This window comes from Alistipes finegoldii DSM 17242, from assembly GCF_000265365.1.
In the GTDB taxonomy this organism is placed as follows: Bacteria; Bacteroidota; Bacteroidia; order Bacteroidales; family Rikenellaceae; genus Alistipes; species Alistipes finegoldii.
The window spans coordinates 2,092,902-2,115,514 of record NC_018011.1 but is presented as its reverse complement, the minus strand read 5'-3'; the positions used below and the strand labels follow the sequence as shown (position 1 = coordinate 2,115,514).

The 22,613-nt window shown below is 46.5% G+C and carries 20 protein-coding genes; 11 read left to right on the top strand and 9 right to left on the bottom strand.

All coding sequences use genetic code 11. From position 1 onward, the window contains the following. Nucleotides 1-177 precede the first annotated feature (177 nt). Together ALFI_RS09185 and ALFI_RS09180 are read right to left on the bottom strand one after the other, a co-directional pair. Nucleotides 178-2,031, bottom strand: coding sequence for a WG repeat-containing protein (locus ALFI_RS09185; protein WP_014775598.1), 1,854 nt, complete (start codon nt 2,029-2,031; stop codon nt 178-180). Nucleotides 2,032-2,092: 61 nt separating this feature from the next. Further along, nucleotides 2,093-3,868, bottom strand: a complete 1,776-nt coding sequence (locus ALFI_RS09180) for a WG repeat-containing protein (RefSeq protein WP_014775597.1) — start codon at nt 3,866-3,868, stop codon at nt 2,093-2,095. A gap of 564 nt (nt 3,869-4,432) precedes the next feature. On the opposite strand from ALFI_RS09180, the gene ALFI_RS09170 reads away from it, so the two are divergent. Continuing rightward, nucleotides 4,433-5,401, top strand: coding sequence for an IS110 family RNA-guided transposase (locus tag ALFI_RS09170; protein WP_014774638.1), 969 nt, complete (start codon nt 4,433-4,435; stop codon nt 5,399-5,401). A 149-nt stretch (nt 5,402-5,550) separates the two neighbouring features. Here ALFI_RS09170 and ALFI_RS09165 read toward each other — a convergent pair whose 3' ends face one another. From ALFI_RS09165 to ALFI_RS09145, 5 genes are all read right to left on the bottom strand, one after another. After that, nucleotides 5,551-6,414 carry an LPD29 domain-containing protein gene (locus ALFI_RS09165; protein ID WP_014775596.1) on the bottom strand — a complete coding sequence of 288 codons (864 nt, stop codon included), beginning with the start codon at nt 6,412-6,414 and terminating at the stop codon, nt 5,551-5,553. Between the two features lie 10 nt (nt 6,415-6,424). Next, nucleotides 6,425-6,856: a DUF4406 domain-containing protein gene (locus tag ALFI_RS16200; RefSeq protein ID WP_014775595.1), complete on the bottom strand. Its 432-nt coding sequence runs from the start codon at nt 6,854-6,856 to the stop codon at nt 6,425-6,427. A 21-nt stretch (nt 6,857-6,877) separates the two neighbouring features. Then, nucleotides 6,878-7,684: a hypothetical protein gene (locus ALFI_RS09155; RefSeq protein WP_014775594.1), complete on the bottom strand. Its 807-nt coding sequence runs from the start codon at nt 7,682-7,684 to the stop codon at nt 6,878-6,880. A 160-nt stretch (nt 7,685-7,844) separates the two neighbouring features. Continuing rightward, nucleotides 7,845-9,005 carry a relaxase/mobilization nuclease domain-containing protein gene (locus tag ALFI_RS09150; RefSeq protein ID WP_014775593.1) on the bottom strand — a complete coding sequence of 387 codons (1,161 nt, stop codon included), beginning with the start codon at nt 9,003-9,005 and terminating at the stop codon, nt 7,845-7,847. Continuing rightward, on the bottom strand, nt 9,002-9,364 hold the full coding sequence (locus tag ALFI_RS09145) for a plasmid mobilization protein (protein WP_014775592.1): 363 nt from the start codon (nt 9,362-9,364) through the stop codon (nt 9,002-9,004). Before ALFI_RS09145 ends, ALFI_RS09150 begins: the two co-directional genes overlap by 4 nt. Nucleotides 9,365-9,743: 379 nt before the next feature. On the opposite strand from ALFI_RS09145, the gene ALFI_RS09140 reads away from it, so the two are divergent. From ALFI_RS09140 to ALFI_RS09090, 10 genes are all read left to right on the top strand, one after another. Further along, complete coding sequence (locus ALFI_RS09140) at nt 9,744-10,547, top strand: ParA family protein (RefSeq protein ID WP_014775591.1); 804 nt, start codon at nt 9,744-9,746, stop codon at nt 10,545-10,547. Further along, nucleotides 10,537-11,007, top strand: a complete 471-nt coding sequence (locus tag ALFI_RS09135) for a hypothetical protein (RefSeq protein ID WP_014775590.1) — start codon at nt 10,537-10,539, stop codon at nt 11,005-11,007. Before ALFI_RS09140 ends, ALFI_RS09135 begins: the two co-directional genes overlap by 11 nt. Before the next feature lies 1 nt (nt 11,008). Then, nucleotides 11,009-11,350 carry a hypothetical protein gene (locus tag ALFI_RS09130; protein WP_014775589.1) on the top strand — a complete coding sequence of 114 codons (342 nt, stop codon included), beginning with the start codon at nt 11,009-11,011 and terminating at the stop codon, nt 11,348-11,350. A gap of 3 nt (nt 11,351-11,353) precedes the next feature. Continuing rightward, complete coding sequence (locus ALFI_RS09125) at nt 11,354-13,732, top strand: TraG/VirB4 family ATPase (protein WP_014775588.1); 2,379 nt, start codon at nt 11,354-11,356, stop codon at nt 13,730-13,732. Nucleotides 13,733-13,763: 31 nt separating this feature from the next. After that, on the top strand, nt 13,764-14,408 hold the full coding sequence (locus ALFI_RS09120) for a hypothetical protein (protein ID WP_014775587.1): 645 nt from the start codon (nt 13,764-13,766) through the stop codon (nt 14,406-14,408). After that, nucleotides 14,405-15,457, top strand: coding sequence for a hypothetical protein (locus ALFI_RS09115; RefSeq protein ID WP_014775586.1), 1,053 nt, complete (start codon nt 14,405-14,407; stop codon nt 15,455-15,457). Before ALFI_RS09120 ends, ALFI_RS09115 begins: the two co-directional genes overlap by 4 nt. 6 nt (nt 15,458-15,463) lie before the next feature. Beyond that, on the top strand, nt 15,464-16,078 hold the full coding sequence (locus tag ALFI_RS09110; RefSeq protein ID WP_014775585.1) for a hypothetical protein: 615 nt from the start codon (nt 15,464-15,466) through the stop codon (nt 16,076-16,078). A gap of 4 nt (nt 16,079-16,082) precedes the next feature. Then, the gene (locus ALFI_RS09105) at nt 16,083-16,406 is read left to right on the top strand and encodes a hypothetical protein (protein WP_014775584.1); all 324 of its coding nucleotides are present in this window, start codon (nt 16,083-16,085) and stop codon (nt 16,404-16,406) included. A gap of 299 nt (nt 16,407-16,705) precedes the next feature. Further along, complete coding sequence (gene traM, locus ALFI_RS09095) at nt 16,706-17,803, top strand: conjugative transposon protein TraM (RefSeq protein ID WP_042493487.1); 1,098 nt, start codon at nt 16,706-16,708, stop codon at nt 17,801-17,803. A gap of 27 nt (nt 17,804-17,830) precedes the next feature. Beyond that, nucleotides 17,831-18,688, top strand: a complete 858-nt coding sequence (locus tag ALFI_RS09090) for a DUF4138 domain-containing protein (RefSeq protein ID WP_014775581.1) — start codon at nt 17,831-17,833, stop codon at nt 18,686-18,688. A 139-nt stretch (nt 18,689-18,827) separates the two neighbouring features. Here ALFI_RS09090 and ALFI_RS09085 read toward each other — a convergent pair whose 3' ends face one another. Both ALFI_RS09085 and ALFI_RS09080 read right to left on the bottom strand, forming a co-directional pair. Further along, a complete protein-coding gene (locus ALFI_RS09085; RefSeq protein ID WP_014775580.1) occupies nt 18,828-19,721 on the bottom strand; it encodes a DNA-binding protein in 894 nt (297 codons plus the stop codon). 1,107 nt (nt 19,722-20,828) lie between these two features. Then, nucleotides 20,829-22,577 (bottom strand): DNA cytosine methyltransferase, encoded by a 1,749-nt coding sequence (locus tag ALFI_RS09080; protein ID WP_014775578.1) that lies wholly within the window; start codon nt 22,575-22,577, stop codon nt 20,829-20,831. Between the last annotated feature and the right edge of the window lie 36 nt (nt 22,578-22,613).

The window sequence follows — 22,613 nt, the reverse complement described above, 5'->3', positions numbered from 1 at the left end:
TATGAATATGTTGCTCAATCTCTCGTATAAAATGCTCACAGCTATGATCGTTCAAGTAATCGTCTCCCCATGTGAACCTTCCCACGATTGGATGGCAAAAATTTTCCAACACGACCCTTTTTGGTTAATCGAGATTAAAACTTTCATGGGATCAGGAGTATTTTAAAGACTACACTTTTACATCTTCTGTTCGCAGGTTGGGGATGATCGGGGTTTTGACATTTTCTCTTTTATCCCCTGCTCAATATTATACAGAGTGGTCGTCGGAGCCAATATGTCTTTCCGCCTCTCAAGGGGAGGAGCAAACTTCCGGACATTTGCTTCCGCACGATCCAACTGTTCATACAAGGCATCTATTTCACGTCCAATCTCGGCCAGTTGACGCTCCTTATTTCGATTATACTCTCCTCCGTCCGGTTCAAAAAAACCTCCCTCTAAAGCAGCGACACACATATCATGATATGAATAATGTGATATCTCGGAACGTACCGCCTCCGCATCCCGAATCTTCTCGATAAGCGAGTCGACCCGTTCCTGTGGGGGAATGTATACTCCTGTTCTTTCTTCGGGCCGAAGGTATATATCACTCTCCCGGGGTGTGTCCAATCGAAATACCTTCTGTTCTTCCTCGGACAATTCAATAGACGGGACTGGAAACCTACCAAGAGCATGTTTTTCCCAAATAGCTATCGCTTCCGGCAAACTCGATTCAGAGATTTTCTTAAAATGCTGAACAAGCTTATTCATACTGTCCGCACCATCTTGCCGCACCTGAATAACCGCAGACCATTCATATGTCCAATTCTGGCGCTTGCATAATTCTTCCAATCGAGACAGATCAGCCTGGCATTCGATCTCATTTTTACTCACAGGACGGACTGAAAATCTAATTTGAGGATACTCGAACTGATATATTTCTTCGGGAGAATATCGGAAAGGAACAGCAATTCTATGGTTTACATCAATAATTCCGACTTTTCCATCTTTGTAGGCAAACAGGTAGCCATCATCGACTCGCCCCAATTGAGGATTATCACGATCATGTAATCCGAGATAATCATATTCAAACGGGACAGCCACGCTTCCATCTTTATCGACCATACCGAACTTCCCGTCTCTTTCGGCAATGAGAAGTCCATATTTGGCATAGCGTGTATCATCGGCATAAACCTCGGTCAAGGCTTCAAACTCAAAGGGAATAACAACTTTGTTATCTCGGTCAATAACCCCCCAGCGCTGCCCGGCATCAGTCGCTTTTTCCGCAAGAATGTGTCCATTTTCTGAAAATATCGAAATACTCTTTTCTACCTCTTTATCGAGGCTCTGCGGGTTTCTCAACAAGTCAAGGTTCGCCCCTTTTATTTCGTTATACACAAACGGTATAAGTTGCCGGTCTCCGGTTGCGACAAGACCCTTTTTCCCCAGAAAGCTCGCACAACATATCCCTTTATAGTCCGGTGCAGTAATCTCATCATAGACCGCTTTCACTACCGGCATGCCATATTTGTCTATGTACCCAGCCTTCAGCTCTCCGTTAAATTGCTGAACTCGTATTCGGAACAGGGAATTATGTTGATTATAGTAATCTATATGTGTCCCTACCGGCAATCGCACGAACTCAACACCGAGCGCATTTTCAACTCGATCACGACCTTCAGTAGTCATATATACCAACTCATTGAAATCTTTACAAAACCCTGATATTTTCACTTGCTCCAAGTGGGCCAAATCGGTATAATATTTCATATGCCCCACATCGGCATACTCTCGCCCCCGATATTGGGAATCGAATTGTTCTGCAACTCTCCGAAGTTGCACAGCCGACGCATACCATTGATTTTTTACCGATACGGTGGCACAATAATCCGTCCCATCGGCATATCCGATGTCGCTCATGGCCACTTGGACTCCGGATATCTGCCGAAGCTCCTGAAAGAGTTCGTTAACTCTCATGACCATTTTTGTTTCGGTCACATTCATATCACCGTCCACGGCGATAGGAGAGGTTAGCATAAAGTTTACGGTTGCCATAGCTATTCGTGTTATTTATAATATTTTTAATTTTCAGGTCTGCACTGGTCAGTCTCCGTCGTCACTTTGCCAATATGTTCGCGTTATCATTATGGACATGTTCGGCTTTGCTACGTTTGACATGGATTTGCCCTTCGACAACTTGCAAAGTCTTCGATAGGCCGCCTCGGTCTTGCTGCTCAGAGCCACGCGCTCTGTACTTGCGATAATTTGCTCTGATCTCCCTGTAAGAATCGTGCAGCTCTTCAATTCTTCTGTCGTTCTCGAGCAATTTTGCACTTATCTCAGCATCGACCCGTTCCGGAGGAAACTCCCCGTAGTGCACCCCCATTATTTCTTGATTCTCTATATCCCGAAGTTCCTTTTCTATCCGCTGCATACGCTTGCGGGGAGACAGGAAAACTCCAACCGCATTATCGGCACTTGGTTTTTCCAAGTGAGCAATCTCCGTCATATAGCCCCGTGTTCGCCATAGATTGCCATTACTATCTTCAAATAAGTCTGGAATACGGAATAATCCATTTCGGGAGTATTTATCCCATAGTTCATTTGCTTTGCCGGCATCCCGATCGTCAATATTGCAATATAGTATTCTCAGTTTATCCAATTGTTCCCGCATATAGCTCCCAGACAAGCAACCCTTCTTATAGCATTCCCAATCCTGTTTAATAAGTCCTTTCTCAAGTTCAGCTAAATCAGCGATTCGCTGCTCAGGAGTTTTATCCGTCGGACGACGTAGAAAATAGACATCAGGATAAACCATGTCGAGAAGAGTGTCTTTTGAACGATCGAATGGGATTACGACGTTATTGTTTACATCGACAACCCCAAATTTATTATCCTTGACCGCCCCCAAATATCCGTCTCCAAACTCATAATATTGTCTGGAATATCCTTTTTGGCCAAGATGGTCATACTCGAAAGGAATTATAACACTTCCTTCCTTATCTATCATCCCATACTTGCCATCTTTCTGCGCAACCATGAATCCATATCTGACAAAGCGTCGATCCCTGTTATACTGCACTTCTAAACTTTCAAACTCAAACGGTATTTTCACCTCTTCTTTGAGGTTGACTGCTCCGTAACGAATTCCATCACTCGTCTCTTTCCCTGCCACAAGCAGGTAGTTATTATGCAATAATTTCCCGGAAAATTGAAGTGGATATACATGCAGCTTAAAACATTTCAGAGGTACAATAACTTTGTTTGAAAGCGTAACAACGCCAAATTTCCCAGCAACTTTAGCTAAGTAATAACCGTTTATTATTTCCTTCAGATCGTCATATTTCAGTGGGATACGGGTTCGTCCGTATCTATCTACAATCCCGACTTTCTCCTTCCCGTCTATTTCCCGACAGACAAAAAATAAAGAGCTGCCTTCATTGATATTCCGTATCGACACATCCTTTTCTAACTTTGTGTGCAGCGATCCTATTTCATTCTTGATAATGGGTGCATACGCATACTGCTCAACGATCAACTGGTCACAGCTTTTTTGGAAGTGCCGCACAATTTCTTCACCCAACGAAGATAAGTCGGTGGCATACATAGCAGGAAATGCCTGATGCGCACGCTTATCATAATTCGGATCATATTTCCGTGCCAATTTTTTCAATCCCCGCGCAGATTCATACCACTCGTTCTTAATCGACACATTGGTAAAATACGCTCCATTTGCAAATTCGACATGACTCATGCCGACCGACAAGCCTTGAATCTGTCCAGCATCCCGAATGAAATCCTTGATAAGCGATACCAACCGGTTTTCAACGACTGATAATCGAGTCTCATATTTTGTAATAGGGGCTTCGATCCTGAAGTTTATTGTTGCCATAGCTTTCCGTGTTATTTATAACATTTTCCCAAGTTCAGACAGCAACTCAATCGATGCAGGTTCTCCCCTTTGCTGGAATTGAGTTATTCTTATTCTGATTGGACTGACGTCCGACTTCCGACGTCTTTAAACATCGCTCAATGAATGCCAATGATTCCGATGTAGATAAAGATCCCGATTTCAATTCTTGACAACGGGCCTCAAGAGCAGATAGCTTCAAAGGCTCTATCCCCTCGGCAATTTGCTGCTTATTGAGAGCCTCATACTTTTCCATCAGGTATTCATACATTGAGAAGGTCGGATTCCGGTGAGCGGCAACATTTGCGTACTGGATATTGAATTCTCTATGTTGTATATTTGTAATTAGTTAATTAAATTTGAATAGTTAAGACATCAGAGTATGGAATAAGTCCGATCTCTCATTGGTTTTCTAAACCGGGAATTATGTTCTGACCCCATACTCTTTACATCAGAATCCGGATAGTTCGTAAGGTGTCTGAGCCCGTATTCGCAATGAAGGACCAAGATGTAAGCGATGTCGTTAAAACCAAAAAATGAACGGCCATGAGGTACATTGGAATCGACGTGAGCAAGGCTACATTCGTGGTAGCTTACTCCTCCGACAAAGGCGGGGAGATCCGTACTTTTAACAACACGACCGCTGGTATCAGACAGTTTATCGGGACTCTCCCCAAAGACGGCAGTATCCACTGTGTTATGGAGGCGACAGGGAATTACAGCGCCTTGCTGCTGTATATGCTCAATGTCGCCGGAATTACTGTCAGCATGGAGAATCCGCTGAAGGTAAAGAACTTCGCCAAAGCCTTGCTCTCTACGGTCAAGACCGATAAGAGCGATGCACGACTCATTACCTTGTACGGAGAGAAGATGAACCCGCGTCCTTTCAAGGTACAGGGAGAGGCCATCCTGCGGCTCCGACAGAAAAGAACCGTCATTCGCCAACTTACTAAGCAGATTACCGCCATGTCGAACCTTCGTGGCTCTCTTGCATGTCTGCCTGTCCCGGACAAAGGTGCAACTCATACCGTAGACGAAACTATCAAGTTCCTTGAAAAGAAGCGTGACAGGCTCCAGGCGGAACTCACGGATCTTGTCGAAGTGGAGTTCAGCCGACAACTCGCGCTGCTGACGACCATCAAAGGGATAGGCATAACGCTTGCCACGGCGCTCATCATCACTACTGGAGGCTTTACCTACTTCCAAAATGCCAAGCAGGTGTCCCGGTATCTCGGAATTTGTCCCACTTACGAACAGTCCGGAACTTCGGTAAACATCAAAGGGCATATCAACCGAAACGGAGACGCATACACTAGAGGACTTCTCTATATCGCCGCTTGGCCTGCCAGTAGGTTCAATGCCCAATGCAAAGAGACCTATACGAGGCTCAGGCAAAACGGAAAATCGGGAAAACTCGCTATGATCGCTGTCGCAAACAAGCTCATCAGGCAGGCTTTTGCTGTTGTCGCGCACGATAAAGAGTATATCGACGGATTCGTCTCCAACAGACCTTAGTAGGAACCATTCTCCGATATTATTACTCTTTTTCCGCATTTTTTAATATAGTTCGTAATTCAAGTGCAGTTTTCGCAGCACTCACATCGTTTTGCAGGTCGGCAAGTTCCTGCGATGTGCCCTCAAAGTGTGCATACATAATTGTATATTTAAATGGTTTTTTCCGGGCCTGATCGATGATTCGCTTCCTGCTGAGATACGATCCGAGACTCAATTTTCTGTAAAGTACCAGACTTTGTTATCCCGGTCTGCGGCTTTATTTCAGGCGTTACAGTATATGGCCGATCCCAAGCACCAATATCCAATCGAAAATAAAAATTTTCGTCAAAGTAATCATTTTGAATATCAGTATTAGAGCGATTGTATGACTTAGCATACTGCGTTATATCGTATAACATTTTATAAGCTCCATCAGATAACCAGTCCCTATAAAAGTCCGTAATCCCGATTGTTTGCCAGTTTCCCTTAGCAAGTCCCTTTCCTGCCCGGATCTCTTGGGGGCCTGAAAGAATCTTGACATTTATTTCAGAACGATCCACACGTACAGAAAATTTATAATCCGGATACTGGGTTTTGCAATATGCACGGATCTTAATTGCAATTTCTTTAGTTGTGAGCTTGGTATCGTATCTGAAGCCTTGATAATCATTTGAGAGCTGATACCGTGTTTTATCCTTTTTCACTTCCTCTTTCTTGACTATGTTTTGCGCCCCTTCACATAATCTTTTGAACTCGGGTTCCGGCATTAACATCATACGCACATCATCTTTATAAAATCCCACACCAAACCGTTTACTAAGAGGTCGAATTAAATTTGTCGTACGCCTCTCTTTTGTTTGAGTATTTATCAGCGTATACGAATAGCCCGTACGTCGGGAATAGGTTATTTCCGAAACCACATAGGCAGCCTCCGGTTTTATTTCTGTATTAACACGAAGAATTAACTGACGTGTAACGGCCATCTGCACATCGGTATCATACTCTTCTTTCGCTTCTCCAAGGACAATTTTCATAATTGCTCATTTAAAGGTTATGTTTCTGTGATGGATCTTTTATCGTCCTTTGTTGCATTTGGTAGCTCCTCTCTATATTGCGCAGAATCTTACTACGGGAATCTTCCTGTTGAACTCCCTGATGATTGGCTTGTTCGAGGTACAGACGAAGATTCGAGTCATTGAGAACCGGCATCCTGATCTCGAGTGCCTGGTGCAACTCGATCTTCGCTCCGTAGCTCTCGACCCAATCCGGCAATAAACAGATAGCATCACTCGCGCGTAACATTTCAAGGTCGCGTTCCATATGATCTTCCCAGGGAGCATCGAAAGGCAGGCCGTTCTTCATCGGGTTCACGGGAGTATGGCCGGCGGCCTGGATGATTTCTGCATATTTCCCAAAATCAGCCTCTGCTTCTTGCTGGGTTTTTCCGCTGATTTTCCCACTGATATATACATCCATAATAACCAAGATTATTCAATATCACATATGTCTTTGTTGACTAACCCGTTTTTTCGTTTTTTGAGCAGACATCTTAACCGTCTCTTCTACCGACTGGAGTGTTTGACTCGGTTCCACAGATACGGATACACTCCGAACAAGAGGCTTCCCATCCTTATCGAGAACCGACTCCGACCTGATCGTATAATAAATCGGGCTGTAACGGGCTTTGAGAACGAATACCTGCGATTTATCGTTGGGGTTTTCACGTTCGTACTCCATAGACTTTCCGCTCATAATGGCATTGCTCTGTTCCGGGGTAAGAATTGAACCGTGCAGCGTCTTCGGGGCACGAACATACGTCGCTTCAGCAATAGCAAGACGGTTAAGTTCGGTATCGACCTCGGCGAAAAACTTTGCCCCCTTCTCTGAAACTAAAAGCTCATCAAGGAAGGCTCCGGCCTTCAACTTTTCAATCTGCTCGTCGGATATATTGATCGCATCCTGACCGTTCTTGATCTGCATACGATTCGGAATGACCAATTTCCGCTGGGCAAACAGAAAATCAAAGGAGATCCTTTCCTCACCATTTACCTCACTCACCAACAACCCTTTGATCCGTGCTTTATAGGGCCTCTTTGTATCTTTGGCTGAAAAAGTCATACACTGAGAAACGTAGCCTTCGGCGATTTTCCGGAACTCGGCTTTATGCCGTCTTCGAAACGACGGCCAATGTTCAGGTGACACATGCTTTTCCATGATCTCCTCTACCAGTTCCGGAGTAACCCGCTCTCTTTGTTCTTTTGTCAGCCGGCTTCTCTTGTCTTTAAAAGTCTGTGATGCTTCCATTGTTATTTCGTGTTTTGTGATTATGCCTTCTCAGCAAATATAAACAGATTATTTCAAATAATTTCAATTATTCAAATAATATAAATTATTTATATTAAATACTATAATATTTTAGAGCTGGCATATATCTATATATCAGCATAATAGCATAAACCATGAATTATATTTCCTGCTCGGCTTGTCCGCGACGCTTTTTTTCCTCTTCGTCTTCAGCTATTTTCTTCCCAACTGCGGCTCCCTGTACGAGCGTCTGGAGGTGTGCTGCCTGCGGCCGGACAGTTGTTTGAAGGATAGGTTTCTTCTTTGCAGATACCCCCCTCTTGCTCCGAACATAATGTAGGATCGTTTCCCATGACAGCTTCAGCTCGCTCCCCTTGAAAGTCAAGTCCGGCCGGCCAAAAGAAATTCCGACTATTCCGGCGCTATTTCTGTTATAAATAACATTTATATTGTATTGCGCCAACTGATTCAGTAGCTTGTCCCCAAACAATTCAGCCGCCATATCGGACTGCATATCAATCTGAGGCATATTCCGGAGAACCAGGTACAGGCATTTCCGGATATACCGCATTTCACGGATTCGTTCCTGCTTGACTGCTCTTAAAATATGCGATAACCTGCGCTCTGCAAAAACAGGTAATTTTGACAGGGCAACAGGATAAGAGTTACCCTGCGAGATAACATATCCTCGAGGCAATTTCTTTACCTTCAGTCCCCGTTTTTCGCACGCTTGGCAAAACCGATACATGCTGTATGGTTGATCTTCAAGCAGGACTTTTTGGACTACTTGATCTATCTCGCTGACCAATCCCTGATTTTGTTGCTGACGTTTATCCGCTCCTTTGCCTACCTGGTATCCGAATAATGGCGCAAGCTGATCCAGCACGGTCTTCGTCCGTAATCCCTCGTAACTACTCGAAATAGCTTTCCCACTTCGCACATCAACCCGACTGGAGATAATGTGATAATGAATATGCTGTTTATCCGTGTGACGATAAATTACCCAGGGTTGATTTGCATATCCCATTTTTTGAAGATACTGTCGGGCCATTGCCTCAATCACCTCCGGCGCAGGATCTACTTCATTGTAGGCAAAACTGACAACGGCATGAAAAACCGGATCTTTGACCCGGGACGAGCTTCGTGTAGAGACATCCATAAAGTACTGGGCAAGTTCAACCGAAGTATTGCCAATAATATTCTCCGTATGGCATAGCTCGCTTTCATGTCGATCATGATAATGGAGCAGAGCTGCGAAGCCCCGCGCCCGGGTTCCCCTATTGCCCGGTTTCGGAGGCTTCCGTATAATCTTTATAATCATTTCGACTTCAGACTTTGCCGGAGGCGGCCTTCAAACGTATTCCACTCCTTCAATATGGCCTCGACTTGGTTGAGCTGCCTCTGAGCGACGCTGCCGATCACAACAGCCCCGCTTCCCTTCAAGGCATTCATAACCCGCGCAATCTGGTTGATATTGTTATTGACCTGCGACAGTGATCCGATAACGAAATTCAACAGATCCGTTTCCTCCCTGCTGCGGATACGCATTTGGGGATGAAGCAACTTGCGACGGATATATTCGGAATCCGACAGATACGTCTTTCTGACCTCCGTCTTAAACCGACCATATTCGGCAGATGTCAAACGGCAGTAAATTCTATGGTTTCTTTTATCATCCATATTCCTAATTCAAAAATTAACCGAAGGGCAAATTTTCGTCAAATGCACCGCTTCCGGAGCATTGACGCAAGATGCAACAGGCTGCGGAGCAGGTTGTTGTGAGAGTTTGTCCGACAAACTCACATCTTGCCACTTCTTTCGACCCTAAAAGCAAAAGTAGCTGTCCTTCACTACGATAACCAAATAATACTGCCTTTCCAACGATCTCGCGCATTAATACACGAATTATTGAATTCATTATTTAACTAATTAATTATTAAGCTAATTAATCCATTAAATAAATCCCGAAAACACATGTAGAATTCGCCTCAAAAACGATGTATAATTTCATTCGCAAAAAATGACACGATAATTTTGCTCAGAAAATAATCCCCGAGAGATGGCAACCGACAGCAAAATATGCGCGTTCATGACGCAAAAGGGTGGTGCGGGAAAATCCGTCCTTACCAACATCTTACCCAACGAAATAATCCTGTGGCACCTACTGCACTCAGGCAAACAAGTTAACGTTCTGGTCGTCGATATCGACCCCCAGCAAACCAATACGGCAAAGCGGAAACGAGATATAGAGCAACTGTCATACAAAGAAACCTCTCCGGAGTTCTTGGCGATGGATCTCGGACAAAAGACCGAGATCGGCCAGTTTCAGCGCCGCTACGCATTGCTCATCGACGCAGGATTCAAAACCTACAAAATGCAATACGTCGATCTGGGAAACGACACACAAATATCCAGAGCATTGGAGAATATACAGTCTCAGGAATATGACTATGTTTTTATCGACTTCCCCGGAACCCTGACACAAGATGGTACCGGCGCATTTCTGCAATTAGTACAACACATCTTCATCCCCACCTCGATTAACCCGAGTGATGTACTGGGCACAGAATGTTTTCTAAAAACTCTGCAAGGACTTCCGATCGACTTTCAGTCGAAATATATTCTTTGGAATAAGTTCGAGGTATCCCGGCTCCGGAAAACAAATTCCACAGAGAAGCGCCTCTCCAACGACTACGGAATCCCATTCCTACAAGCAAGGATTCCCTACTCTCCCCTGAACGACTGTAACACGGTCATTCCTGCATCCCTCAAGGTCAACCTTAACCTCGGCACCTACTCCGTGGCCAAACCCTATTTACAAGAAATGGCGGCAGAAATAATCAAGATTACAAATGGCAAGTAGGCGCAAATACCAGAGTATACAGGGTCTGGCAGAATCTGCGGAGCTGATTGTGCCCGAAGACCCCACAGAAGACCAAAGCGCAATGGGGAAGGAAATAGCATCTGAACCTAAACCTGCGTCTATCCCAGAACCAATGCCCAAACCGGAGAGAGAGAATCAGAATGACTACGAATCCGCTTTAGATCTGCAAAAAATCGCGACGCAGATCCTCATCCGACAGAACTACAAGAATTCGCGGACAGCGTACCCGATCTGCGAAGAATACCTGCACCGGATACGAGCGATAGCTATTCTCGGGGAGATACCTATTACAAATGTTATAAATAACATTTTTGCACTCTTTTTCAATCCTGACGGGCCGTTGAACCCTACTCATACGGCGATTAAATCTCTGCTCACAGACAGCAACAACATGCTGAAGGACTACCTTATCTCCAATCGTACTACGCACAGAAAATAAAATGGACACATATATCAAATACTCTTTTCTGATCGAGATCGCCCTGATAATCATCGTCCTCGCTTTGCTATACATTGCAGTATATTTCTATCGGAAAAAGCCAGTCAAATCTATCCCTGAAATGGCCGTCAAGGAAATCTCCCCGGTCGAAGACGAAATAATATCGAAACTGGACAGAATTCTGGCGATGATCCCGGTCGATTACGACTCAACGCTGCATTCTTCGGATGATGATATAAAGCATGACAAAAGGATCATCCAGCAGATCACCGGCACCGAAGAAGAGATCACTACGATTTTACCCCAACGAGATTTCAACACACGCGACCTTTTTGAAGAATGAGTCATGGCACGGACGAACTTGGAAAACATCATTCCCATATACAGGATCGGCGACGGCTATGTCATAGCTAAAGATGGCAGCGTAACCGTCGGCTTTATACTGACACTGCCCGAATACGACACACTCTCAAAGGCTGATTTCAGAGACGACGGCTCGGGGGACGGAATGCGGTTGTATACGCAACTGGAAGCTGCGATCAAAGATCTTGACGAAGGATATACTTTCCACCAACAGGATATTATCTATTATGCACCGCAGGATCTACCGCACTACGACAACTACCTCTCGAAAACTGTAAACCGCATGTACAATGGGAAGCGGTGGCTCTCGAGCAAATCATACATATTCATAACCAAACAAAAAAGCATTTCGATACAAAGCGACTATTCGGACGAGGCGATCGACAAAATAGTAAGTGTCATAAAACGCTTCAGAGCTGCGCTCTCTCAATTCTCCCCAAGGCGCATGGACGACAAGGACTGGTTAGAATATCTCCGGGACTTCTTCTCCATGCAGGGACGATGCGCCCTCGACCTCTCGTTTCAAGATCAAAAATTCGGAAACTACAAGATGGCCGGCATCGCAGTTCTCGCAGATCCGCACATCAAATCACTTCGGGATAAAGTAAGAAACAATGCAACCAGCAGTCCCTATGCACAACGGTTTAACGCTCTGGTATCGCCCTTATGCTGGAGTGTCCCATGCTACAAAATAATAAACAACATCATAAGCCGGGAGGATCCCGTTGCAATAAGGAAGCATCTGAAAACCTTTACCCGAAACATAGCTTTTTTGGGCAAGGCAGCCGCGTCGCACATTGCATCGGCCGAAACGATGGCCGAGATCATAGAAACGGGAGAAAGCCTCCCTGTATATCACCATTTCAATGCCTTCCTGATTTATCCTGAAAATGAAGAAACCGCGATCGAGGATAAATTAGACATCGCACTGGAAAAAATGCAGATCGCCCCGACTAGGCTGTCACTGGACTTCGAACATATCTTCATGTCGTCGATCGGCGGATGCTGTTCGGGGCTTGAATTCCCGCTTGACATGTATCCGACTTTTCTTGATGAAGTCACTGTTTTTTCAAATCTCGAAGCCGATTATGCCCAAGCCCGAGATGGTATCGTTCTGAACGATACACATGGGAAACCTGTCGTCGTCGATATCTTCAACGAGACCATGCGAAACTCACAGATCTCTAATCGAAATTTTACAGCTATCGGCCCATCGGGGAGTGGGAAATCGGTGTCCGCAAACAAATTGATCTCGGGCCTTGTCCAAACCGACGAATATTTCAACTTCATTCTCGACGATGGGGAAAGCTATGAAATGCTGCACTATCTCATGGGAGAGAAATCCGGGTATATGCGAATGACGCCTACGGGAGAGGAGTTATCGTTCAACCCGTTTCTGATCCCGTTCGTCGATCCGAAAAACGATTCGGAAAAACTATTGGTTCCGGAACTCGAAATGCTGGCAAGCCTGATACTCCTGTTATGGGATCAAAACAATGGACTCGGATTAAAAGACGATCCCGGCAAAACTGCATATATCAAAAAGCTATTGTACGATTTCTACTCTCTCCGTTATGAACAGCGAACAGAGTACGTCAATTTCGATTCCTTCTATAAGTATATCATACAGCAGCACGAGCGAGGGACTTTAAATGACAAATATTTCGATTTCGATTCTTTCGAACTCGTATTGCATCAATACAGCAAAGAAGGAGAATGGTCGCTTTTGTTGAACAGCCAAAACAATTCACTCAACCTCGCACCCCAGTTGCGCATGTGCATAGTCGAATTGAAAGCTGTATCCAATGTTAAATCAATCTACAAAATTGTACTTTATCTGGTTATGCTCATGGCCAAGAAAGTATTGGCCGAAGCCCCCACGAAATATAAAATCTTCTGGCTCGACGAGGCATGGAAACTCCTCGATGATCCGTACTTCGGGGATTTCATCAAATACCTGTACAAAACGATCAGAAAAGAGGACAGCGGCATCGGACTGATCGTCCAAGACGTGCCCGACATTATACACTCGGAACACCACGAGGCGATCATCAACAATTCCGACACCATGTTCTTCCTCTCGCATGAAGGCAAGGAGGCTAACCTCAAGAAATATCAATCAGAATTATCACTCACATCCCGGGATCTGGAGATCATCCTGTCAATGAAGAAATCCGACCACGCGATATGTATCCGGCAAGGCGCACATACCACAGAATATATCGTGCAACTTTCCCATGAAGAACTCGCCCTTTATACGACATCGAAAGAACACAAGGCTACGATAAAGAAATACATCGACCAATATAACGGCAATGTACAGATGGCCATCAATGCCTTTTGCCATGCCCAAAACAAGTAATGTAAAAATGTTATAAATAACACTTTTGCCTATGAAAAAAATACTCATCATCATTCTGGCCGGCGTGCTACTACACCCACTCCCAACAAAAGCGCAATTTGGGCAGGATGCAGCAGCTCTGATAGGATTCCTCACTCCGTACCTCGGAGCATTGGAAGCCCTGTCCGAAGCGTCGGGAATGGAAATATCCGACCTGAAAAAAATTACCCAGCAATCAATACAGCTCACAAGTTCTCTGGCCAAAGTCTATAACGCCGGAAACAGACTATACCGGGTCTCGTCACGAACCCACGAGATATACATCGAGTATCTCGAAACCATAAAATATATATATGACAACAGCATTTATTTCGAAGACGAAGAGGCCAGCTACCATGTGGCGGTTCTGAATAAGGTCGTCTTCGGCCAAGCGGATCAAGATGGGAAACTGTCCGTAAATAATATCATGGACGGAGCAATGGGTGATCTGAAAGACTTACTCAATAGTATGCAATCCGGCGCACAAACCACACTCACTGAAATGGCGCGATATCTCGATGATGTCCGTAAACAAATGGACGATACATATGGCATCATTTGTAGTTACCACACCTATCTCATATGTTCAGTCAATCGCAAACAACACGAACTGGGGATGTACGAACTCGATGAATATTTAACAAATCGGAAAAAATGAACCCAATACTCACTTCTGGTCTCGCGAATATAATCAATTCGTTCACTACACAGTTCGAAACCTACTTCAATTCAAACTTTTTAACGCTCCTCTCCTCAGAAGTAGGCAGTTATTATGGCGTCCTCGGAGCGGGATTAATGTTCTTCCTTATAGTAAACGGAGCATTATTCGCTCTCAGAGAAAAAACCGGAAAAGATTTACAAGCTGAGATAATGAGGTGCGTACATCTATTCCTAATACTCATATTCGGCTATTGCATAATACCTGCGGTTGATTTTTTTGGGGAAACCGCCATTGAATATCTGTATCCGAACAGACAAGATGCTATGCAGGTCGCAATTGACAAAAGCGATGGCCTCGGCCGCATTGAGGCAAGCGAGTACGCACTGAGTGAAAATGACATAAGAAATGTTAAACGCGCCCAAGCCCGGGTGTCGAAAAGGAACTATAATGGAGCAAAAATAGACAATGCTTCGGACTTCAACGAGGACAATAAAAAAGAATCGCTTTGGAGTCTGATCAAAGGAGGCTTGGTCAAATTGCTCGCAAATATATGTCTCATCGTCGGAGCATTCTGCAAGCTGATAATTACCTTTTTTGTACTTATCATTAAGGCATTGCTACGAATTACTTTCCCCGTTGCGGTCGCCCTGTCCTTTATATACGGAGCAGAAAAGACCATCGGCGCATGGTGGCAAAGTTACATAACGGTAACGATGATGAGTTTCATCATCGCGGCCATCGAAATATTGCAGAACCTTTTGCTCTTCGATGTCGCCAGCAATTCACTTTCCGTAGCGCAATTGGGAATAGCATTAATGGCATTCGCCTTCGGAGCGGCCTATCTCTGCGCTCCGACGCTGACGGTTCTTTGTGTCGGTGGTTCTGAAGCCGCAGCTCAACTTCCCCAACAAATTACCACTTCGTTCATGACTGTCGGCGCGATGACTTGGGGAATACTCAAGAGTCGTTCGGTAACATCCGGACAATTCTTCAAGGAAACTTATCTGAAACAAAAAAAAGGAGTATCCGGACGATACTTTGAATAATAGACCATGAAAATCTTTGAACATCTGACACAGCTCGACAACGCAGTCGGCTTCTATCGCAAAGGTATCATCGCGATACTCATTGTCTGCGCGATATTTATGACCGCCATGTATATCCACACTGAAACGAGGATATTGCAGGCGACCTCCTCGGCTTACATACTCAATCAGGATGGTGATGTAGCGATCGCAACCCGGATTAGGGCCGCCGAGTTCCGCAAGATCGAGGCAGAAGCCCATGTACGGCTCTTCATCATGCTGTTCTTCGACATCGACAAATACACCTATGAGCAACGCATAAGCAGCACCTATGCCCTTGGAAACTCGTCAATATACGCACTCAAACAGCGGTTCGACAAGGACAACTGGTTTACGAACATGCGCCAATACAACATTTCCCAAAGCGTGCAGATAACCGACTTGAAGTGTGTCGCAGAGAATCCGCTGACGGTAGACGCCATATTCACGGTAACGATCACCTCGGAAGTCCATAGTAAACCGCAAATTTACGAAGTATCCATCACATTCTATCTCGAGGAAACAAAAGAGAGGACGAAAGAGAATCCGCATGCACTCGCTATCACGAAAATCGACTTCAAAAACTTTAATTTAAAACAATAGCACTATGAAACGGAAAATCATTGTTTTACTGCCAATTTTACTTTTCATCCCAATCTTTCTGTGGGCTGCCGGTGGACAGGACATAGCAGCCACGACAAAGCTAAAGGGTGTAATCAAAGATGGCGTACAAATCGTGGCTGGCTTGATCGCCCTTATCGCTGTAATCAAAATAGGGTTGAGTACGGCCACCAAAAGCATCCTATCCGGACAAGAGATATCCCAGAAGGAAACGAAGGATATAATAACAAAGCTGGGATATCTCATCATCGGTCTTTCGGTAATGTTGTTCGCCTCGTCGATTTCAGATTTCATCACGCAAAAACTCTAAAATGCCCCAGAGACCACGATACAGATGCAGACTTTGCGTTTATCCCCCCGTATTTAAACTTCCGCTGGGGATATTTCTCCTTATGCTTGCAGTACTGGTCACAAGCGTTCTTGGAGCTGCGGCCTCCTCGATGTGGAGGCTCTTCATCATTATCGACATATTATTCGTGATCGTGATCTACACCATAAACACTTTCTTTGCCGGAAATTTCGGCTGGAGTAAAAAGCGACCGCGACATGCTCATGTTAAAACAGGACAATACATTGCCCGGGTCAATTACGCACTAAAATTACGACAGGATGGACAGCAGCAGGACAGATAAATTCAAAAAATGGTACGATCGTAATAAGCAAAAAATAATCTTATTATTAGGTATGGCCGTTGTGCTTATACTGATATTCGGACTTATAATCCGAGGAGTACTATCAATACAGTCGAACACAAGTACGGATGAGAGGGTGGCATCTGAAGATATTGCATTTGACATTGTGGCTGAAACACCCCGGACACAAGGGGATACCGATGAAAAACTCTATCAGGAAAGACTCGCAAATAGCCAGAGCAAGACAGTGCCTGAAGATGTAAAAATATCTTTCGATGCCATATTTGTTCCAGAAACGCCTACGGGAGAAACACCTTCCCCTGTTGCGCAGAGTTCACAAGTTCCCGGCACAACGACGAGTTACGCTCCGGCCGCGGAACGAAACGCCATGGAGAAATCAGCCATCCAGCAGGAACTCGATGCGATCTACAATTCACAGTCGCAGAATCAACCCAATGCCACGGCCACAGACGAGTCCCAGACCGCGCCATCGCGTCCGCTGACAAAAGATGAAATCCTGGCCCAGCAAAAGAAACTGATGGAAGAAGGATTCAACCTTTCGGATCTGCAAGATCCAATGAACACGGATTCCGATGCAGCAGTCTCCATTGCATCACCCAGTGAGATTCCGGCCTTCATACACGGGCCGCAAACCGTCATGGTCGGCAATAGGCTGGCACTGCGTATCGACACATCGGTAATTCTTTCAAACGGGCAGGTCATTCCCCGAAATTCCATAATATATGCACAGATCGCATTAAACAATAATCGGGTACAGGTCACTGTCGAATCCATAAAATTCGGCGCTGCAATATATTCTCTGGAGCTTTCCGGGTACTCTGAAGACGGCAGCCCCGGACTGCCAGTCCAAAATGACCAGAACCAGAAGATCGTGGGCGATGCCACAAGCTCGGCCGCAGCGTCGGCGATCGACCGGAAGATCTCGACAGTGACCGGCGGACTGGTCGGCTCCGTCGTCCGAGACATTTCAAATGCGGGGCGCTCACGCAAAGAAACATATGTATCATTCTTCGACAACCAAAAGGTCTTTCTCCGGCCCGGCCTGCCGAAATAAAAATGTTATAAATAACACTTTTAAGTAATGAAAAATTATATTTTCGCCATCGTATTCGTTTGTTTGGCCACATCGGGGTATGGAGCAAAACCCGAACAAATACCTCTCCAGCAAAACAAAGTCTGCCAAATTATCTTCCCGGATAAGATCGCCAAGATCCGCGGGGGATTCAATCCCAATTACTTTGCCCTCGACAAGTATGACAATATCCTCTATATCCAATGCCTGACAGACTTTCCGAGTACCAACCTATCCATCATTACAGAGGATACGAGCTGCTACATGCTCGACCTATGTTATACGGAAAAGAGCGAGAAGAATGCCTACATCATCGACATTGCCGACAGAATCTACGTCAATACTCCAGACCCATCCGAGGCAGGACTGAAGCCATCTTCCCCATTGCGGTCACAACTTGATGGAGATAAAATACCGGCACCGGCCACAGCACATCCGGAAACCGGAGAATATGAATCAATCCTGAAGCAGCGGGATTTCATCGTGGCCCAAAATGGAGTTGCGGACAAAGCAATGGAAGTATTCCTGAAGGGCATATACACCAGAGATAATTACGTTTATTTCAAATTGGACATCACCAATAACAGCGAGCTGCCGTACACCTACAACTACTGCGGCTTCGCAATCGTCACAAAAAAGAAAGGCCGAATGACGTCCTTTGACCGGACAGATCTGTCGCCGGCAGGCAGTTACGTCCCGGCACACACCATCGAGTACAAAAAGACGATGACCGTGATCTATAAATTCGACAAATTCAATTTCTCCAACGACAGGGTTTTGCTGATCGAAATGGTCGAAGACAACGGGGAACGGGGACTGTTCTTCAGGGTGACATCATCCACATTCCTGAAGGCGCGAAAAATATAAGAAGAGGGGCGGTTTCGCCCCTCCCCATTTTTTACCTGCACTCAAACGTAAAAATGTTATAAATAACATTAATTGTGGATTATCGTTTACCGGAAAGTGCAGTACAGGTTGGTCAGTTGCCATAATTATCTATATTATCTCACATTTCAATTTTGAAATACCGCATCACCGCCCGAAAGTTATCCTGAGCCGTGCGGCAGGTATCCAACAGGTATTCGTGGGCTCGATCCCACTCGTGCAGCCCCCGGTAGTAAAACAGCTTGAGATCCTCGTCGATGATGAAGGGCACGACGCGGTTGGCAAGGCACTCCTTGAACATGATAAGCCGACCCACGCGGCCGTTGCCGTCCTGGAAGGGGTGAATGCACTCAAAAGCGTGGTGGAACGCCACGATGTCTTCAAGAGTTTTATTCGTAAGGGCATTATAGTCCGAAAGCAGCGCCTTCATTTGCGCTGCGACCTGCTCGGGCGGCGTGGTTTCCTGTCCCCCGACCTCATTGGGAAATTTCTTATACTCCCCGACGCGGAACCACGTGCGGCGACTGTCGGAGGTACCCGCCTTGAGAATGCGGTGCAACTCCTTGACGAATGCTTCGGTCAGGCGTCCGGAAGCAGCCTTGTCGATTACCAGGTCGATGCAGCGGAAGTGGTTCGAAGTCTCGATCACATCATCCACGTTGACCGCCTGATCCGTAACGCCCAGCGTATTGGTCTCGAAAATATGACGAGTCTGCTCCTGCGTGAGCCGGCTGCCCTCGATATGGTTGGAGTTGTAGGTCAACTCGATCTGAACACGGTGGTAGATGCCGCCCCGGAGCTGCATGTCCTTCTGCTCTTTCAGAAGGTTGAGCAGCGGATTGTCGCTGTATGGTTTCTCCTTGCCGCGCCGCGGGCGCACGGCATCCTCTGGGATATTCCATGTCTTGCCCGTTAAGAAGGCCCCCTTAATCTTACCTACGGCGCACCAGTTGCGCACCGTACGCTCCGACACGACCCATCTTCGGGCGATCTCACTGACCGAAAGATAATTCATACGATTTCATTTCTGCCGTTATCGGCAAATACCTTACACCTCCAACGACAAAGATAGCATTTTTTTGCCGATAAAGCAAATGCCTCGGGCTTGGACAGGGGTTATAGCCGTGCAGGTTTCATCAGGAATCATCAACGGGTAGCAAGCCCGAACATAAACTAAGGCACTGGACATAGACGCTCCTGTCTCGATAAGGTCTCAACTGACAAAACAACCAACAGGCAGCTTACACTTTTTATTTCACCGAAACATGCAGATCGCAATTTTTTATACCAGCAACAGCAGATTAGGCTTCTGACTATTTTTTCGCAACAAATAAGCACATAAGCAATTAAAATACAATATGTTATAAAGCAAAAACGCAGAATTGGTAACACAGCCTGTTCCCACCGCGAGGTAGATATTGGATAATTAACAGTTAATCAATATCTTGTGTAATAGAAGCGCAAAAATGGTAACACTGATGAGAGCAAAACTCAAAAAATATACATAAAAATATGTATATCAGTAAATTACAAATAGAATATGCAAAAATGGTAACACACAAACACCCCCAAATATCTTATGTTATTTCAAAAATATCAGCATGTTGCAATACAAAAAACGCAAAAATGGTAACACAGACCATAAAAAAGAGGGGAATTTGCCCCCGAATCAATATTTCAAGCGCAAAAATGGTAACACACATTAAGAACAATTTTTGTCATAATAGCAGGTAGACACGAAAAACTGAAACTGCAACACCCTTTTCCCCATTGCGAATAAACAAAATACCTTTTCCCTCGCGCGTGCGCGCTACGCGCGTATGCGCGTTTTGAGTTCATTTTTTTTGAGTTCTATTTTGAATAAAAGAAGAAAAATATATAAATATATTTTTCTGATTATATATAAGGTATACAAGCGCAAAAATGGTAACACAGAGCTACAAAATTGGTAACACTGAAAGGGGGTTCGCGCGCAAAAATGGTAACACTGAATTTAAAAAACGCAAAAATGGTAACACTGAACTGCCCCAACTTACATTTTAGCATCCCGCAGGAGGATATCTTAAACGACAACAGCTCTGAAGCAATGCTCCAGAGCTGTCACCGTATGAGCGGACTGCCATTACGCCGCAAACCGCTGCGGCACGATGTTCAACTCGTAAAGTTTCGCCACCAGCGCCTCGCAGAGAACCCGCGCCATGTTCACTTCGACGGCGTTGCCGATAAATTTTTTCTGCTCTTCCTGCGTGCCGATCAGTACGTAGTTCTCCGGGAAGCCCATGATCCGCTTCAGTTCCGGGATACGAAGCATCCGCATCCGGATGTCCACCAGTCCGTACAGCGCCATGAACTCCTTTATCTGCACCAGCATCGGCGTATCTTCCGGGTAAATCTCGTAAACCAACGTTTCGTCCTCCAGCCTGATGAACGAGGGCAGCGCCTCGCCGTCCGCTTCGGCCGTCACCAGCCGCGGAGGCCGCTTGTCCATGCGGGCGATCAGCGTGAAACACGGCCGATCGGTAGCGGCACCCGCCGAGGCGAACTGCGGGTTCATCAGGTATTGCCATTTGCGGTTGGCCGTCACGGTCTGGGCCGGAGCGTCGAGCGAACTGCCGACGTTGCTGAAGTTGGTGTTCATGATCCACGGCGCGACGAGCCGCTGCTTCGGGTTCGTCATGACGGCCGGAGCCGGGCCGTCCGTTCCTGACGTCTGGACGCCGCCGGAATAGTAGTTGGCGAAGAACGGACGCACCAGTTGAAAACGGTCTTTCGTCGTAACCGTCGGTGACGGCTGCTCGATCGACGAGTTGAACCCGTTGCCGTAGTAGGCCGAGACGAAAGCGTGGTGATCCCGGCAGGTGATCGCGCCCGCGGGCGCATCGACGGCAGTGCATTTCCCCTCCGGAGACCCGCCGAAGTGCTTGCAGAGGTAGTACACCTTGGCTACGCCGAGGCGGTTCTGCGTCGCCACGGTCGGGCACGGTTCGTCGATGCCGGGTGCAACATACTTCCCGCACTGGTTCATCGAGTTGTATTTGACGAGGAACGCTTCGCGCCCGCCGGCGACGAACTTCACCAGCCCCGCGTGGATGCGGGCAAGCGATGCCTCGACCAGCGGCCGCTTCCGGTCGAAGATCGACTCGCCCTCGTCCTCAAGGTCGAGGACTTCCCGCACTGGCCGCCACTTGCGAAGCTGCTGGCCGAACAGGTCGCCCTGTGCCGGGTTCTTGGTGTGAGTCGGTTTCGGAAAGACGATCGGAAGGCCGCGGCGGGCGAAGATCCCGAAGAACCGCCGGCGGGAAGTGTACGCCCCGAAGTCGGCGGCGTTCAGGATGCGGTGGCCGAAGTCGTACCCGTAGCCCCGCACGTTGTCGATCCATTTCCGGTACAGTCGCCCGGCATCCCTGCTGACGGGCTTGCCCCTCTCGTCCAGATCGCCCCACGACATAAACTCCTCCACGTTCTCGATCTGGATGTAATCGGGGGTCAGCGCCTCGATGTAGCGGAACAGGTGTTCGGCCAGCGTGCGGCTGTCGGCGTCGCGCGGAAGGCCGCCTTTGGCCCGCGAGAAGTTCGTACACTCCAGCGAGGCCCAGAGGACGACGAAGGCATCCGGATACTGGCGGCGCATCCGGGCCGCATGGGCCGTGAGCGGCCCCAACTCCAGCGTACGGATGTCCTCCGTGTAGTGTAGCGCGTCGGGGTGGTTGGCAGCGTGCGACGCGATGGCGTTGGCGTCGTGGTTCACGCACGCGATCACCTTGGCGCAAGGATCTCCGGCATGCCGCGCAAGGTGTACCCCGGTCGAGGTGCCGCCCGCACCGCAGAAAAGGTCGATGTACAAAAGTCGGATTTTATCGTTTGAATTCATTGGGATAGCTTTTTTTAAACAGGAGAAAACTGTAAT

Coding starts and splice junctions, on each gene's coding strand:
- ALFI_RS09185 (WP_014775598.1), bottom strand. CDS start 2,031: ATGGCAACCGTAAACTTTATGCTAACCTCTCCTATCGCCGTGGACGGT.
- ALFI_RS09180 (WP_014775597.1), bottom strand. CDS start 3,868: ATGGCAACAATAAACTTCAGGATCGAAGCCCCTATTACAAAATATGAG.
- ALFI_RS09170 (WP_014774638.1), top strand. CDS start 4,433: ATGAGGTACATTGGAATCGACGTGAGCAAGGCTACATTCGTGGTAGCT.
- ALFI_RS09165 (WP_014775596.1), bottom strand. CDS start 6,414: ATGAAAATTGTCCTTGGAGAAGCGAAAGAAGAGTATGATACCGATGTG.
- ALFI_RS16200 (WP_014775595.1), bottom strand. CDS start 6,856: ATGGATGTATATATCAGTGGGAAAATCAGCGGAAAAACCCAGCAAGAA.
- ALFI_RS09155 (WP_014775594.1), bottom strand. CDS start 7,684: ATGGAAGCATCACAGACTTTTAAAGACAAGAGAAGCCGGCTGACAAAA.
- ALFI_RS09150 (WP_014775593.1), bottom strand. CDS start 9,005: ATGATTATAAAGATTATACGGAAGCCTCCGAAACCGGGCAATAGGGGA.
- ALFI_RS09145 (WP_014775592.1), bottom strand. CDS start 9,364: ATGGATGATAAAAGAAACCATAGAATTTACTGCCGTTTGACATCTGCC.
- ALFI_RS09140 (WP_014775591.1), top strand. CDS start 9,744: ATGGCAACCGACAGCAAAATATGCGCGTTCATGACGCAAAAGGGTGGT.
- ALFI_RS09135 (WP_014775590.1), top strand. CDS start 10,537: ATGGCAAGTAGGCGCAAATACCAGAGTATACAGGGTCTGGCAGAATCT.
- ALFI_RS09130 (WP_014775589.1), top strand. CDS start 11,009: ATGGACACATATATCAAATACTCTTTTCTGATCGAGATCGCCCTGATA.
- ALFI_RS09125 (WP_014775588.1), top strand. CDS start 11,354: ATGGCACGGACGAACTTGGAAAACATCATTCCCATATACAGGATCGGC.
- ALFI_RS09120 (WP_014775587.1), top strand. CDS start 13,764: ATGAAAAAAATACTCATCATCATTCTGGCCGGCGTGCTACTACACCCA.
- ALFI_RS09115 (WP_014775586.1), top strand. CDS start 14,405: ATGAACCCAATACTCACTTCTGGTCTCGCGAATATAATCAATTCGTTC.
- ALFI_RS09110 (WP_014775585.1), top strand. CDS start 15,464: ATGAAAATCTTTGAACATCTGACACAGCTCGACAACGCAGTCGGCTTC.
- ALFI_RS09105 (WP_014775584.1), top strand. CDS start 16,083: ATGAAACGGAAAATCATTGTTTTACTGCCAATTTTACTTTTCATCCCA.
- traM (WP_042493487.1), top strand. CDS start 16,706: ATGGACAGCAGCAGGACAGATAAATTCAAAAAATGGTACGATCGTAAT.
- ALFI_RS09090 (WP_014775581.1), top strand. CDS start 17,831: ATGAAAAATTATATTTTCGCCATCGTATTCGTTTGTTTGGCCACATCG.
- ALFI_RS09085 (WP_014775580.1), bottom strand. CDS start 19,721: ATGAATTATCTTTCGGTCAGTGAGATCGCCCGAAGATGGGTCGTGTCG.
- ALFI_RS09080 (WP_014775578.1), bottom strand. CDS start 22,577: ATGAATTCAAACGATAAAATCCGACTTTTGTACATCGACCTTTTCTGC.